Raw genomic sequence first — 14395 nt, forward strand, 5'->3', positions numbered from 1 at the left:
GAGAACGACCATGCCCAGGCCGAGCAGCAATGGTGCTGTCCCCTGGCCCGCGGAGTACGCCCGCCGCTACGCCGAGAAGGGTTACTGGGAGGGCTCCGCACTGGGCGACCGGCTGCACGCCGCCGCCGACGCCACTCCCGACGCGGTCGCGCTCGTCGACGGCGACCTGCGGCTGACGTACCGTCATCTCGCCGAGCGTGCGGACGCCGCCGCGCTGCGCCTGGCCGCGCTCGGGCTGCGCCCCGACGACCGGCTCGTGGTGCAGCTGCCCAACACCGCCGAGTTCGTGATCCTCACGTACGCCTGTCTGCGCCTCGGGGTCATCCCGGTGATGGCCCTGCCGGGGCACCGCAAGCACGAGATCGGCCATCTCGTCGAGCACAGCGAGGCGGTGGCCGTCGCGGTGCCGGACGTGCTCAAGGATCACGATCACCAGGCGATGGCGTTCGACATCGCCGAGGACTCGCCGACTCTCCGGCACGTCCTCGTCCTCGGTGACAAGGTCGGCGACGACGCCGTGGACCTGCGGGAGTTGTGCGACCGGCACGGCACTTCCGCCGATCGGGCTGCCGTGGACGCGTACCGTCCCGACAGCCGCTCCATCGCCGTCTTCCTGCTCTCCGGCGGCACCACCGGTCTGCCCAAGCTGATCGCCCGCACCCACGACGACTACCTCTACAACGCCCGCCGCAGCGCCGAGGTCTGCGAACTCGGCCCGGACACGGTGTACTTCGCCGCGCTGCCCCTCGGGCACAACTTCCCGCTCGCCTGCCCGGGCCTGCTCGGCACGCTGCTGAACGGCGGCCGGGTGGTCCTCGGTTCCCCGAACCCGGAGAAGGCGTTTCCGATCGTCGAGCGTGAGGGCGTCACCGCGAGCGCCCTGGTCCCGGCCATCGCCCTGCGCTGGCTTGACCACCACCGCGAGCACCCCGGCACGGACCTGAGCTCGCTCCGGATCCTCCAGGTCGGCGGCTCCCGGCTGGCCGACCACGTCGCCCGCCGGGTGCGCCCCGAGCTCGGCTGCACGCTCCAGCAGGTGTTCGGCATGGCCGAGGGACTGCTCAACTACACCCGGCCGGACGACCCGGAGGACGTCATCTGTACGACGCAGGGGCGCCCCATGTGCGAGGACGACGAGCTGCTGGTCGTGGACGAACTGGGCGAGCCGGTACCGCAGGGGAGTCCGGGCGTGCTGCTCACCCGCGGCCCGTACACCCCGCGCGGCTACTACCGCGCCGAGGAGCAGAACGCCCGCGCGTTCACCGAGGACGGCTGGTACCGCACCGGAGACATCGTGCGGCTGCGGCCCGACGGCAACCTCGTCGTCGAAGGCCGCGACAAGGACATGATCATCCGAGGCGGGGAGAACATCTCCGCCGAGGAGATCGAGAACTTCGCCTACCAGACCCCGGGCGTCGCCCGCGCCGCCGCGGTGGCCATGCCCGACGCCGCGCTCGGCGAGCGCGTCTGCCTGTACGTCGTACCGGAACCGGGGCACACCGTGACCCTCGACGACGTCCACCGTGTGATGGAGCGCGCCGGCACCGCCCGCTTCAAGTTCCCTGACCGGCTGGTGACCGTCCCCGAACTCATCGCCACCAAGGTCGGAAAGATCGACAAGAAAGCCCTGCGCGCCGACATCGCGCGCCGCCTCGACGCCGAAGGAGCCCCCGATGGCCAGTGACCCCGACGGCACCACGACGGTCATAGCCCCGGACGAGAAGGACCCCGAACTCCGCAAGCTGTACGACGACTTCGCGGCATCCGGACTCATCCCGCTGTGGACCGAGATCGGCGACCTGATGCCGCTCACCCCGCAGCCGGAAGCCGTCCCGCACGTCTGGCAGTGGGACACGCTGCTGCCACTCGCGCGCCGCTCCGGCGACCTGGTTCCGGTCGGGCGCGGCGGTGAGCGCCGGGCCATCGCGCTCGCCAACCCGGGCCTGCCCGGACGGCCGTACGCCACTCCCAACCTCTGGGCGGCGATCCAGTATCTCGGCCCGCGTGAGGTCGCCCCCGCGCACCGCCACTCGCAGGGCGCGTTCCGGTTCATCTTGGAGGGCGAGGGAGTGTGGACGGTCGTCAACCGCGACGCGGTGGAGATGCGCCCCGGCGACCTACTGCTCACGCCGTCGATGCACTGGCACGGCCACCACCACGTCGGCGACGCCCCGATGGTCTGGCTGGACGGCCTCGACATCCCGCTGGTGCACCGCCTCGACGCGGGGTTCTTCGAGTTCGGCGAGGACGGGGTGTCGGACCGCTCCACCCCGTCCCGGTCGCGGAACGAACGCCTGTGGGGTCACCCGGGGTTGCGCCCGATCGCCGCCCCGGCAACCGTCAACTCGCCGCTCATGGCCTACCGTTGGGCCGACACCGACGACGCCCTCGCCGCTCAGCTGGAGCTGGCGGACGAAGGACACCCCGGGGTCGTCGAGCCCGGCCACGCCGGCATCCGCTTCACCAACCCCGCCACCGGCCGCGACGCCCTCGCCAGCCTGCGCACCGAGATGCACCGTCTGCGCCCGGGCGCCACCACCGCCACTCGCCGTACCACCGGCTCCTCCGTCTGGCAGGTGTTCCACGGCAGCGGCACCGTCACTCTCGACGACCGGGTGATCGAGGTGTCCGCCGGCGACCTGATCGCCGTGCCCTCCTGGTGCGCCCTGACCATCTCCGCGGACACGCAGCTGGACCTGTTCACCTTCAGTGACGCGCCCGTCTACGAGGCGCTCGATCTCGCACGTACCGAAATCACCGAGCGGCCGGGAACGGCCGAGGACACCGGGAGCACCGCCTCATGAAGCTCGCCACCATCCGCACCGCCGACAGCACGGCGGCCGTCCGCCTCGACGGTGACCGGGCCGTGGAGGTCGGTGCCCCGGACGTCGCCGCACTGCTGCGCCGCCCCGACTGGCGTACGGACGCGGCCGCCGCCGTCGGCCCGGCACACGACGTGGCGGCCCTCGACCTCGCGCCGGTCGTCACGACCCCGGCCAAGATCTTCTGCGTGGGCCACAACTACCGCACCCACATCGCGGAGATGGGCCGCGAGATGCCGTCGTACCCCGCCCTCTTCGGCAAGTTCGCCAACGTCCTGCTCGGCGCGCGCGACGACATCGTCCACCCGGGCGAGACCGAGGAGCTCGACTGGGAGGCCGAACTGGGCTTCGTCATCGGCTCCCGGCTGCGCCGCCGGGCCACCGAGGAGGAGGCGGCGGCCGCGATCGCCGGCTACACCGTCGTCAACGACATCTCCATGCGGGACTGGCAGTGGCGCACCCCGCAGTGGCTCCAGGGCAAGGCGTGGGAGGCCAGCACCCCGGCCGGACCCTGGCTGGTCACCGGGGACGAGATCGACGACGCGGCCGACCTGGAGATCCGCCTCGAGGTGGACGGCGAGATCATGCAGCGCTCGCGCACCTCGGACCTGCTCTTCACCCCGGCCCACATCGCCGCGTACCTCAGCACGTTCACGACGCTGGAGCCTGGCGACCTGATCCTCACCGGCACGCCGGGCGGGGTCGGCGCGGCCCGCGATCCCAAGGTGTTCCTGAAGCCCGGCCAGGTGGTACGGACGGTGATCGAGGGCGTGGGGGAGTGCGTCAACACCATCGTCGAGGACAAGCAGTGAAGGTTCTCGACTGGGTCGAGGACGGTCAGCGCCGGCTGCAGGAAGCGGTCGACGCGCTACCGGAGGAGGCGGTCACCGAACCGTCCGCCCTGCCCGGCTGGACCCGCGGCCACCTCCTCACCCACCTCGCCCGCAACGCCGACGCCCTGGTCAACCTGCTGACCTGGGCCCGGACGGGGATCCGTACCCCCATGTACGCCTCGCCGGACCAGCGCGCCACGGACATCGAGGCGGGCGCCGGGCGGCCCCTCGCCGAGCAGCAGACGGACGTTCGGGAATCCGCCGCCAGGTTCCGGAAAGCCGCCGAGGTGCTGTCGGCAGATGCCTGGTCGGCCATGGTCGTCAGCGGACAGGGCCGCGACATCCCGGCGTCTCAGGTGCCGTGGCTCCGGGCTCGTGAGGTGTGGATCCACCTGGTCGACCTGGACGTCGGCGTCGGCATGGACATCCTGCCGCCCGACTTCGCCTGGGCCCTTGTGCGCGATGTGGCCGGATGGATGTCGGCCCGTGTCGAACCGGGCACCGGCGCCGAGTTGACGGCGGAGGACCACGGCACCGTCGTACTCGGCACACCGTCCCCCGGCCGGACGGTCACCGGACCGCCGTACGCCCTGGCCGCCTGGCTCACCGGCCGGGGCGGCACCGAAGAACTGCGCGGCGAGCTGCCGAAGCTCCCTCGCTGGATATGACCCAGTGGTTGTCAACGATCAAAGGAGATCGGCATGAGCGAGACCTTCGTCCTGGTGACCGGCGCTTGCCACGGAGGATGGGCCTGGCGTCCCGTCGCGAACGAACTGCGGGCCGCCGGACATGTGGTGTACACCCCCACGCTGGCCGGTCTTGGCGAGGACGACGACCCGCGCGACGTGACCCTGACCGACTGTGTGAACAGCCTCGTGGAGTACGTCGAACGCGCCGGCCTGACGGACATCACGCTGGTCGGCCACAGCTGGGGCGGCTATGTGCTGGTGGGCGCGGCGCCCCGGCTGGCCTCCCGGCTCAGACGGCTGGTCTTCTGGAGCGCGTTCATACCCAACGACGGTGAGTCGCTGATCGACGCGTGCCCGCCGCACTACGGCGAGATGTTCCGCGCCGTGGCGGCCGCCTCCGGCAACAACGGAGTGACATTCCCGTTCGAGGTGTTCGCGCAGGCGTTCATGCAGGACGCCGACGACGAGACCCAGCGGATCGTCCACTCCCTGCTCGTGCCGCAGCCGCTCGGCACGTTCACGGAGAAGCCGGACACGAGCGCGTTCTACGCACTGGACATCCCGACCGCGTACGTTCTGTCCGAGCAGGACCTCTCCCTCCCCGGCGAGTGGCACTGGGCCGAGCGTTTCCCCCAACGCTTGAAGAACCCGCTGATGATCGAGACTCCCGGCAGCCACGAAGCCCTCTTCACCCGCCCCGCCGAACTGGCCGACGCTTTCATCCGGGCCTGCGCCACTCCGTAGGCGGCCCCGGACGACGGCATGGCGTAGGGGTGGGCGCATCGGCGCCCACCCCTACGTCACGCCGGAAGGCCCGGGCACCGTGGCGCGCCGCCACGGTGCCCGGGCACCACCGGTCACGGGGTCACAGGTAGACGGTCTGCGTCTGCTGGTACCCGGTCAGTCCCTCCGGTCCCAGCTCGCGCCCCAGTCCGCTGGCCTTGACACCGCCGAAGGGGGCGGCGGGGTCGGGGATGTAGCGGTTGACGCCGATCGTGCCGGTGCGTACGCGGTGGGCGACGGCCGCGCCCCGCTCGGGGTCGGACGTCCACACCGTGCCGCCGAGGCCGAAGTCGGAGTCGTTGGCGAGGCGTACGGCGTCGTCGACGTCGTCGTACGAGATGAGGGACAGGACCGGGCCGAAGATCTCCTCCTGCGCGATGACGGTGTTGTTGTCGACGTCGGCGAAGACGGTCGGCTGTACGAACCAGCCCCGCTCCAGGCCCTCCGGGCGACCGCCGCCGGTGGTGAGGCGGGCGCCCTCGGCCCGGCCCTTGGCGATGTACGACTCCACCCGGTCGCGCTGGCGGGCGGTGGCCATCGGGCCGATCTGGGTCGCCGGGTCGGACGCCGCGCCGACGGTGAGGGAGGAGGCGAGCGCCGTGAAGGCGTCGACGACCTCCGCGTACCGGCTGCGCGGAGCGAGGACGCGGGTGCCCAGGAAGCAGGTCTGGCCGTTGTTGAGGAGGGTGGCGCCGAACAGACCCTCGCCGATCTTCGACAGGTCCAGGTCGGCGTCGTCCAGGACGATCGCCGCGGACTTGCCGCCGAGTTCGAGGGTGACGGGGCGCAGCAGACGGCCGCAGGTCTCGGCGACGATCCGGCCCGCGGCGGTGGAGCCGGTGAAGGCGACCTTGTCGACGGCCGGGTGGGCGACGAGGTAGGCGCCGGTCTCCCGGTCGCCCTGGACGATGTTGATCACACCGGCGGGGACGCCGGCCTCCTCCACGGCCTCGGCCAGCAGGTAGGCGTCAAGGACGGTCTCCGGCGACGGCTTGATGACGAGCGTGCAGCCGGTCGCCATCGCCGGGGCGATCTTGAACATGGTCAGGGCCTGCGGGAAGTTCCACGGCGCGATCGCCGCGACGACACCGACCGGCGCCTTGCGCACCTCGATCGAGCCGCCGAACAGACCGGGCCGGGTCTCGCTCACGGCCAGCTCCTTCGCCAGCCCGGCGTAGTAGCGCAGCACCGCGCTCGGATAGCCGATCTCCAGCTGCCGGGCGACCGCGACGGGCATCCCGTTCTGGGCGGCGACCCGCTCGACGAAACCGTCGGCACGCTTGTCGATGGCGTCGGCCAGCCGCTCCATCACCTCGGCACGCCGCGCGGGCTCCCAACTCGCCCATCCAGTCGGTTCGTCGAAGGCGGCACGGGCGGCGGCGACCGCGCGGTCGATGTCCGCCTCCGTGCCCTCCGGTACCTGCCCGAGGGGCTCCTCGGTGCTGGCGTCGACCGGAGTGATCGTCCGGCCGGTGGCGGGGCGGACCCACTCGCCGCCGATGTAGAAGGTGTCGTAACGCAGGTCAAGTGCGGGCATTGGTCGGCTCCTTGGTCATGCGAAGTCATTGCGAAGTCACTGGGAAGTCATGGGGGCGGTGGCCCGGCGCACGGCCGCGGCGAACGCGTCCGGCGCGTCGACATGCACGAGGTGACCGGCTCCGGGGATCACCTCGCTGCGGACCGCGGGCACGGCACGCACCAGCCGCCGGTGCAGGGTGTGGAAGAAGGGGTGGCTGTTCGCGCCGATCAAGAAGGTGACCGGTACGCGGATGCCGCGGATCCTGCGCATCGGCAGGTGCTCGAACATCACGCCGTACGGGTGCGGGTCGAGCTCCGCCAGGATGTTGCGGGCATGGCCGAGCAGCCGGTCGCGTTCCTCCTTGGGCGCTTTGTCGAACGACTCCTCGCCCGCCCAGCGGAAGAAGTACTCGGCCCCCTCCTCCGGACGGCCGCGCAGCTGGGCCCACTTGGCGCGGGCCACCATGCGCAGCTGGTCGGCCCTGGGGCGGCGCAGGCCGTGCAGCGGCGGCTCCACGACGATCAGGCCCCGGACGAGGTCGGGGCGGGCGGCCGTGAGCGCGAGGGCGATGTTGCCGCCCGAGCTCCAGCCCAGCACCGTGGCCGGGGACTTGGCGACCCGCTCCAGTACGGCGATCGCGTCCGCGACATGGCGGCGGTGGTCGCGCACCGGCGGATGGGCGGACGCCCCGTAGCCGCGGCGGTCGTAGGCGATGACCCGGTTCCCGGCCGCCGCCAGGTCGTCCACGGTCCGGCCCCAGGTCGCGGCCTGGGCGCCGGAGCCGTGGATCAGCAGCAGCGGCTCGCCCGAGCCGTGCTCCTCGTAGGCGAGGTCGACTCCCTCGTAGGGAAGGAACATCGTCGTGCGCCGCTCAGCCGAAGGTCAGGACGGCCTTGAGGGTGGTGCCCTTCTCGGCGTCCTCCACGGCCTCGTTGATGTCCTCGAACGCGTACGACTTGATCAGCTTGTCGAAGGGGAAGCGGCCCTGCCGGTACAGGTCGACGAGCTTGGGGATGAACAGCTGCGGCACGCTGTCGCCCTCGACGATGCCGCGCACGACGCGGCCGAAGAGCAGCGACGACATGTCGAGGGACACCTCGGTGCCGAGGGCGGCGGCGCCGATCAGGCCGCAGGTGCCGCCCTGGTTGAGGGCGTCGACGGCCTGGCGCAGCACGGCCGGTACGGCGGTGGCCTCCACCGTGTAGTCCACGCCCAGGCCGCCGGTGAGGTCGCGCAGTCTCTCCACCGTGTCGCCCTCGGCGTCGTTGATGACGTGCGTGGCGCCCAGCTCCTTCGCCAGCTCCAGCCGCTGGGTGTTCAGGTCGACGGCGACGATGGTCGTGCAGCCCGCGACGACGGCCGCCATGACAGCGCTCAGTCCGACCGAGCCCGCACCGAAGACGGCGATGCTGCTGCCCGCCGGCGGCTTGAGGGAGTTGAGGACACCGCCCGCACCGGTCTGGATGCCGCAGCCCAGCGGGCCGAGCAGCTCCAGCGGCACGGACGGGTCCACCTTGACCACGTTCCGTTCGGCGGCGAGAGCGTAGGTGGCGAAGGAGGATTGGCCGAAGAAGACACCATGCACGTCGTCGCCCGACTCCCGGTGCAGGGGCGTGCTGCCGTCGGGGCGGGAGCCCGCGAAGTTGTGCGCGAAGAACAGGTCGCAGTACGCGGGACGGCCCTGCACGCACGTGCGGCAGCCACCGCAGGAGCTGAAGCTGAGGACGACGTGGTCGCCGGGGGCGACGGAGGTGACGCCGTCGCCGACGGCCTCCACCACACCGGCGCCCTCGTGGCCGAGGACGGCTGGCAGCGGCACCGGGTACCACTGGTCGCGGACGATCAGATCGGTGTGGCACACACCCGAGCTCACGATCTTCACGACGACCTCGCCCCGGCGTGGGTCGTCCAGGTCGAGCGGGGCGAGGGTGAAGGGGGCGCCCTTGGTCTCCGTCAGTGCGGCGGTGATGCGCATGGTTGCGGCTCCTTTGCCGGAAGGTTTCTGACGGGAAACGTAGAGCCGGACAGACCCCCCGAACTGTTCAATTCCTGGACACACCCGGAGGTCGTACAGCCGAGGCCCAACCTCATGTCGAGGTGGGACAGGGCCGGATGCCGAGGTGGGACATGGCCGGGCGGCTCAGGCGGTGATCTGCAGGCTCAGGCGGTGATCTGCAGGGTGCGCATCCGGCTGTACAGCGTGGTGCGGCTGATGCCCAGCCGCTTCGCGGCGTGCAGTTTGTTGCCGCCGCACTCGCGCAGCGCGACGGCGATCGCGTCGTGCTCGGCCCGCTCCAGCGGCGTCATGCTGCGCCGGCGCGGGCTGACCTGGTACCCCTCGGGCAGGTCGCGGGGCGTGACGTCGCCCGCCGAGCGGCGTCCGGCGACCGTCCGTACGACCGTGTGCAGTTCGCGCAGGTTGCCGGGCCACGGGTGGCCTGCCAGCGCGGCCAGCGTGGCCGGCGTGAAGCGCAGCCGGTCGCCGGCGCCCAGGCCGTCCAGCATGGCCCGCACCAGGTTGGGCAGCTCCTCGGTACGGTCCCGCAGCCCAGGCAGCTCGATCTGCGCGGGGCAGTCGGCGGCGAGCGCGGCACACTGGCCGGAGAGCTCGGCGACGGGAGCTCCGGTCAGGGCGATCCACAGACCCGGCCGGTCCATGAGCCGCCGCATCCGGACGGCGCAGGCGTCGGGCAGTAGATGCACGTCCTCGACGACCAGCAGGCCCGGGCCGCCGTCGCCCGCCCGCTCCAGGTCGGCGAGCCAGGCGGCTTCTCCGCGTACGGCCGCCTCCGAGGCGTCGAGGGTGACGACACGATCCCGGTCCCCGCCGACGAGTGAGCGCACCGTCGTCGTCCGTCCGGTGCCGGGCGCCCCGCCGACGTACACCGCCGTGCCCTGCACCAGCTCCGCGGGCCGTACGGCGGAAGTCCGGGCGGGGCCGCCACGGCGGACCGTGGCACCGGCCTGGTCGGGATCGCGGAACTCGAACAGCACACCGTCGGTCCCGGGGGCGACGGCCTGGTAGCGCACGGCCACGGTCCGCCCCGAGGACAGCTCGACCGAGGAGGCGAGGTGGGGCTCTGGGCAGCCCGCGGGGCCCCGGCGGCCGAGGCCGGACGCGAGTTCGCGCAGCCGGATGTGGTCGACGGGGTCGAGGAGATCCACGGCGGCGGGGCTGGCCAGCACCACCCCCTCGCCGAGTACCAGTACCGGCCGGTTCCGCCCGGCCGCCGCCACCTGGAAGGCCGCCAGCAGCCGCTGTTCGGCGCGGCGCGCGGTGCGCAGCAGCCGTTCCTCGATGTCGCGTGCGGCCCGCGCGACGAGCGGGGCGAGCAAGGGGGAGTCGTTGCCGGTGAGGCAGGTGATGTCGAGGACGCCCTCCAGCCGGCGGGTCACCGGGTGCGTGATCGGATGCCCGTAACAGCTGAACCGTTTGAACGGCTCCAGATAATGCTCCTCGCCGTGCACCGCGACGCCGCGGCGCAGCTCGTGGGCCGTGGCGATCGAGTTCGTCCCGGTCGTCTCCTCCAGGAACACCCCGCCCGCCACCACGCCGAGCCCGGCCAGCCGATCGCGCAGCGACCGCGCCCCGACGGGCACGTCCACGATCCGCGACTCCCGGTCGGCGAGCAGCACACAGAAGCCCGCGTCGCCGAGCTGCTCGGCGAGCTCGGCGAGCACCGGCTCGGCGGCCGCCACAAGACGGCTGCGCCGGTCCACCGCGCTCGGTTCCACCCGGAGGTTCGGAGTCGCGGGGGTGAGTCCGCTCAGTTCGGAGCGCCACCAGGAGTGCGCGATCTCCGGACGCAGCGCGGTGTCAATGGGGTGCATGGCGGACCTCCGGCAGATGGGCGGTGAGTGCGGTCCGCAGGGACTGCGGCTGTTCCACGGCGAGATGACCGCAGGCGATGACCTTCAGTACGGCGTCCGGGATGCCCTCGGCCGGCTCCCGGGGGTGCTCCACCGGCGTGGCCACGTCGTGGGCGCCCCCGACGACGAGCGTGGGGGCGGCGATCCCGGCCGGGCCGGGCCGCAGGTCGTATACGGCGACCGCGTCGCCGCAGTGCGGGAGGACTTGTTGAACGCCAGGTTGCCGTGCCGGTCGCCCTTGGCCGCCCGCATGAGCGCGAAGTCGGTGCGGGTGCTGCGCTCCAGCACGTACTGCACCCCGTCGAACTCCCGCGCCTCCTTCGGCGGCGAGGCCGGCGCGCCCCCGCCGGAGCCGGCGTAGCGCCACGGCAGCCTGCCCTCGGCGACCTGCGTGCCCACCCCGGCCGGCGGGTAGCAGGCCGGGATCCCCGCCCCGCCGGCGCGCAGCCGTTCGGCGAGCGTGCCCTGCGGGATCAGCTCCACCTCCAGTTCGCCGGCCAGGCACTGCCGGGCGAACTCCTTGTTCGCGCCGATGCAGGAGCCGGTCACCCGGGCGATCCGCTCCGCGGCCGGCGGCACCGCAAGGCCCCCTCCATCGCCCCGCGGTTGTCGGCGACCACCTTGTCCATCACTCGGCCGCCAGATCCGAGGGATGCCGGGCCAGCGGGGTGACCTCGATCCTCATGTAGGGGAACAGGGGCAGGTCCCACAGGATGCGGTGCAGCGCCTCGTTGTCGGCGACGTCGAAGACGCTGATGTTGGCGTGCTGACCGACGCACCGCCAGATGTGCACCCACTCACCGGACTTCTGGAGCTCCTGGCAGTAGGCCTTCTCGCGGGCCAGCAGGTCCGCGCGAACCCCGGGATCGAGGTCGCGCGGAATCTCGACGTCCATCCGTACCGCGAACAGCACCGTGCATCACGCCTTGTCGAGGACGAAGTCGTAGGTGACTTCACGGCCGGAGCCGTCCGCGACGGGGGCCGGGTCCAGGATGAGCTCGGGCTTGACGGCGGAGGCGATGTCGTCGGAGACGTGGCTGCCGCCCTTGAAGTACAGCTGGGTGGTGATGAGCTGGTGCCCCGGGGCCGACACCTTCAGGTGGAGGTGGGCGGGGCGCCACGCGTGCCAGCCCGCGGCGGCGATGAGCTTGCCGCAGGAGCCGTCCGTCGGGATCTGGTACGGCGCCGGCTCCATGGTGTGGATCTTGAAGTGGCCCTGCTCGTCGGCGGTGACGGTGCCGCGCAGGTTCCACTCGGGCAGGTCGGGGGCGAACTGCGAGTAGAAGCCGTCGGCGTCGGCGTGCCAGATCTCCACGGTGGCGCCGGGCAGCGGCGTGCCGTCCACGCCGGTCACCTGCCCCTGGAAGAGCAGCGGGGTGCCCGCCTCACCCTCGCGCATGGGCAGGGTCGCCTCGGCGGGCAGCCGGGGCGCGTCGGGGATGTAGTACGGGCCTTCGATGGTGCCCTTGCTGCCCTGCCGGTTCTCGCCCGCGACCTCTTCGACGACGTGCTCGAGCCAGACGTCGAGGAACAGCGGCCACTCGCCGTCCTCGCCGACCTGGATGAGCCAGGACTTCAGCACGTCGTACTCGGCGTACGTGACTTTGTGGCGGCGGATGATGTCGTGGGCGGCGGCGAGGAGTTCGGAGACCAGCGTGTCGACGCGCTTCGCGTCGACGTCGACCGCGTCCGTGCGCTGCTTGCTGCGGAACTGCTCGGTGGCGGCGGCTCCGGACGCGGCTGCGGTGGCCTGCTCGGTGATGATGTCGGTCATGATCGTCCCGTCTGTGCGAAATTCTCGGTGAAATGTCTCGGTGAAATGTCTCGGTGAAATGTCGCTGTGAAATGTCGAAGGGCTCAGCGGTCCCGGCGGTAACGCGCCAGCTTGTCGGGGTCGATGTCGATGCCGAGTCCGGCGCCCTCGCGGATGCGCAGGCTGCCGTTCTCGATGGTCAGCGGCTCGGTGAGGAGGTCGTCGGACATGTCGAGGAAGTTGGACAGCTCGCCGGCCTGTCGCGCCGTGGAGCGGTGCGCGGCTCCGAAGGCGACCGAGCACAACGTGCCGATCTGACCGTCGATCTGATTGCCCATCACCACCTCCACACCGAGCCCCTCGCACTCGTGCAGCACGCGCTGGGATGCGGTGAAGCCGGTACGGGCCGTCTTGATGCTGATGGCGGTGGCGGAGCCGCCGAGGAGTTCGCGGGTCACCTCGCCGGTGCGGGTGGCGCTCTCGTCGGCGATGAAGGGCACCGGGCTCCGCGCCACCAGCCAGCGGCGGCCCAGGACGTCGTCGGCGGGGCAGAGTTCCTCGGCGAACGTCAGCCCGAGGTCGGCCATCTCGCGCAGGGCGCGCGCCGAGTCGGACGCCGTCCAGCCGCGGTTGCCGTCGATGTACAGCTCGATGTCCGGGCCGAGGGCTTCGCGCAGTGCACGGCAGGCGGCGACGTCGTCGGTGTAGGGCTGCCGGCCGACCTTCACCTTGAAGGTGGTGACGCCGTAGGTGTCCCGGATCCGCTCGGCCTCCGCCACCATCTCCTCGGCCGGTGCGAAGCCCACCATGTGGCTCACCCGCATGCGGTCGGTGTAGCCGCCGAGCAGTCCGGACACCGGCATCCCGGCGGCCTGTCCGAGGATGTCCCACAGGGCCATGTCGATCGCCGCCTTGGCGGTCGGATTGCCCACGGTCCGCTCCAGACGGGCGTGCACCGCCTCCCGCTCCAGCGCGGTGAGACCCAGGAGCTGCGGGGCGAAGATCCCGTCGATCACCGCGATGATCGACTCCTGGGTCTCGCCGTAGGTGTACGGCCGCGGCGGCGCCTCGGCGGTCCCCGTCAGCCCCTCGTCCGTGTGGACCCGGACCAGGACGTGGTCGGCGGTGTGCACCTCACCGCTCGCGAATTTCAGCGTTTTCGCATAGGGAATGGCAAAGGGAATTGCCTCCACCTGGACGATTTTCATGCCACTCCCTGGAGAAACACGTCATTTTGTTCCAGTACATCGAGGAGGTTCCGCACCAGCGGCGAGTCGTCGTCCGCGCGCCACGCCAGGACCAGCGGGACGGACAGCGCGTCCTCGATGTCCTTGCACCGGACGCCCTCGCGGGGCGCGGAGCGGATCGAGTCGGGCAGGACGGCGACACCGAGCCCGGCGGCGACCAGGGCCAGGGCGGCCGAGGTCTCGGTGACCTCGTAGGCGCAGTGCGGGTAGAAGCCGGAGGCGAGGCAGCTGCGCACGACGGCGTCGTTGACGACGGAGCCGAGTGTGGCGCCGTACATGATGAAGTCCTCGTGCCGCAGCTGCTCGACACGGACGGTGTCGGCCTCGGCGAGCCAGTGCTCCTCGGGCACGGCGGCGACCAACGGCTCGTCGGCGAGCGGGCGGTGGGCGATGCCCTCCTGGCGGATCGGCGGGCGCAGCACACCGACGTCGAGGCGCCGCTCGGTCAGCCCCAGCTCCTGGGCGGGTGTGAGCATCTCGGTGTGCACCTCCATCATCACGTGCGGCATCTCGCGTTTGAGCAGCCGGGCGAGGGCCGGTAGCTGCCGGTACGAGGCGGAGCCCGTCAGGCCGACCCTGAGCACGCCCTCCACCCCCGAGGTGAAGCGCGCGATCCGGGCCACCGCCTCGTCGACGGCCTTGAGGATGCGCTCCACATCGGTGCGGAACACCTCGCCCGCGCCGGTCAGGGTGACCTGCCGGGTGGTGCGGGTGAACAGCTCCACGCCCAGATCCGTCTCCAGGCGGCGGATCGCCTGGGAGAGCGGCGGCTGGGCCATGTGCAGGGCCTGCGCGGCCTTCCCGAAATGCCGCGTCTCGGCGACCGCCAGGAAATACCGCAGGTGTCTGAGTTCCATCGGGCCGCCCCATTCCTCGTCT

The 14395-nt window shown here is 71.7% G+C and carries 13 protein-coding genes and 1 pseudogene; 5 read left to right on the top strand and 9 right to left on the bottom strand.

The features are described 5' to 3' along the window. Positions 1–10: 10 nt before the first annotated feature. The 5 genes from G5C60_RS15220 to G5C60_RS15240 are packed head-to-tail and all read left to right on the top strand — an operon-like array spanning position 11 to position 5088. A complete protein-coding gene (locus G5C60_RS15220) occupies positions 11–1684 on the top strand; it encodes a (2,3-dihydroxybenzoyl)adenylate synthase (protein WP_165259357.1) in 1674 nt (557 codons plus the stop codon). Further along, positions 1674–2804 carry a cupin domain-containing protein gene (locus G5C60_RS15225; protein ID WP_165259359.1) on the top strand — a complete coding sequence of 377 codons (1131 nt, stop codon included), beginning with the start codon at positions 1674–1676 and terminating at the stop codon, positions 2802–2804. Before G5C60_RS15220 ends, G5C60_RS15225 begins: the two co-directional genes overlap by 11 nt. Beyond that, entirely contained in the window at positions 2801–3634 is an 834-nt protein-coding gene (locus G5C60_RS15230) for a fumarylacetoacetate hydrolase family protein (protein ID WP_165259361.1), read from the top strand. Before G5C60_RS15225 ends, G5C60_RS15230 begins: the two co-directional genes overlap by 4 nt. Beyond that, a complete protein-coding gene (locus G5C60_RS15235; protein ID WP_165259363.1) occupies positions 3631–4323 on the top strand; it encodes a maleylpyruvate isomerase family mycothiol-dependent enzyme in 693 nt (230 codons plus the stop codon). Before G5C60_RS15230 ends, G5C60_RS15235 begins: the two co-directional genes overlap by 4 nt. A gap of 33 nt (positions 4324–4356) precedes the next feature. Continuing rightward, positions 4357–5088, top strand: coding sequence for an alpha/beta fold hydrolase (locus G5C60_RS15240; RefSeq protein ID WP_165259365.1), 732 nt, complete (start codon positions 4357–4359; stop codon positions 5086–5088). A gap of 121 nt (positions 5089–5209) precedes the next feature. Here the strand turns inward: G5C60_RS15240 and G5C60_RS15245 are convergent, their stop codons facing one another. From G5C60_RS15245 to G5C60_RS15285, 9 genes and pseudogenes are all read right to left on the bottom strand, one after another. Continuing rightward, entirely contained in the window at positions 5210–6664 is a 1455-nt protein-coding gene (locus G5C60_RS15245; protein WP_165259367.1) for an aldehyde dehydrogenase, read from the bottom strand. A gap of 36 nt (positions 6665–6700) precedes the next feature. Next, entirely contained in the window at positions 6701–7504 is an 804-nt protein-coding gene (locus tag G5C60_RS15250; protein ID WP_165259369.1) for an alpha/beta fold hydrolase, read from the bottom strand. Positions 7505–7517: 13 nt separating this feature from the next. Next, entirely contained in the window at positions 7518–8621 is a 1104-nt protein-coding gene (locus G5C60_RS15255) for an NAD(P)-dependent alcohol dehydrogenase (protein ID WP_165259372.1), read from the bottom strand. A 185-nt stretch (positions 8622–8806) separates the two neighbouring features. Continuing rightward, positions 8807–10477, bottom strand: a complete 1671-nt coding sequence (locus tag G5C60_RS15260) for a sigma-54-dependent Fis family transcriptional regulator (protein WP_165259375.1) — start codon at positions 10475–10477, stop codon at positions 8807–8809. A 234-nt stretch (positions 10478–10711) separates the two neighbouring features. Then, positions 10712–11136, bottom strand: a pseudogene (locus tag G5C60_RS15265) (CoA transferase subunit A); the annotation flags it as partial. Between the two features lie 8 nt (positions 11137–11144). Then, complete coding sequence (gene catC / locus G5C60_RS15270) at positions 11145–11429, bottom strand: muconolactone Delta-isomerase (RefSeq protein WP_165259378.1); 285 nt, start codon at positions 11427–11429, stop codon at positions 11145–11147. A gap of 6 nt (positions 11430–11435) precedes the next feature. Next, complete coding sequence (gene catA, locus G5C60_RS15275; RefSeq protein ID WP_165259381.1) at positions 11436–12290, bottom strand: catechol 1,2-dioxygenase; 855 nt, start codon at positions 12288–12290, stop codon at positions 11436–11438. A gap of 83 nt (positions 12291–12373) precedes the next feature. Beyond that, the gene (locus G5C60_RS15280; RefSeq protein WP_165259384.1) at positions 12374–13477 is read right to left on the bottom strand and encodes a mandelate racemase/muconate lactonizing enzyme family protein; all 1104 of its coding nucleotides are present in this window, start codon (positions 13475–13477) and stop codon (positions 12374–12376) included. Further along, entirely contained in the window at positions 13474–14373 is a 900-nt protein-coding gene (locus G5C60_RS15285; RefSeq protein WP_165259387.1) for a LysR substrate-binding domain-containing protein, read from the bottom strand. Before G5C60_RS15285 ends, G5C60_RS15280 begins: the two co-directional genes overlap by 4 nt. Between the last annotated feature and the right edge of the window lie 22 nt (positions 14374–14395).

The sequence above is a fragment of the Streptomyces scabichelini genome, assembly GCF_011045015.1.
In the GTDB taxonomy this organism is placed as follows: domain Bacteria; phylum Actinomycetota; class Actinomycetes; order Streptomycetales; family Streptomycetaceae; genus Streptomyces; species Streptomyces scabichelini.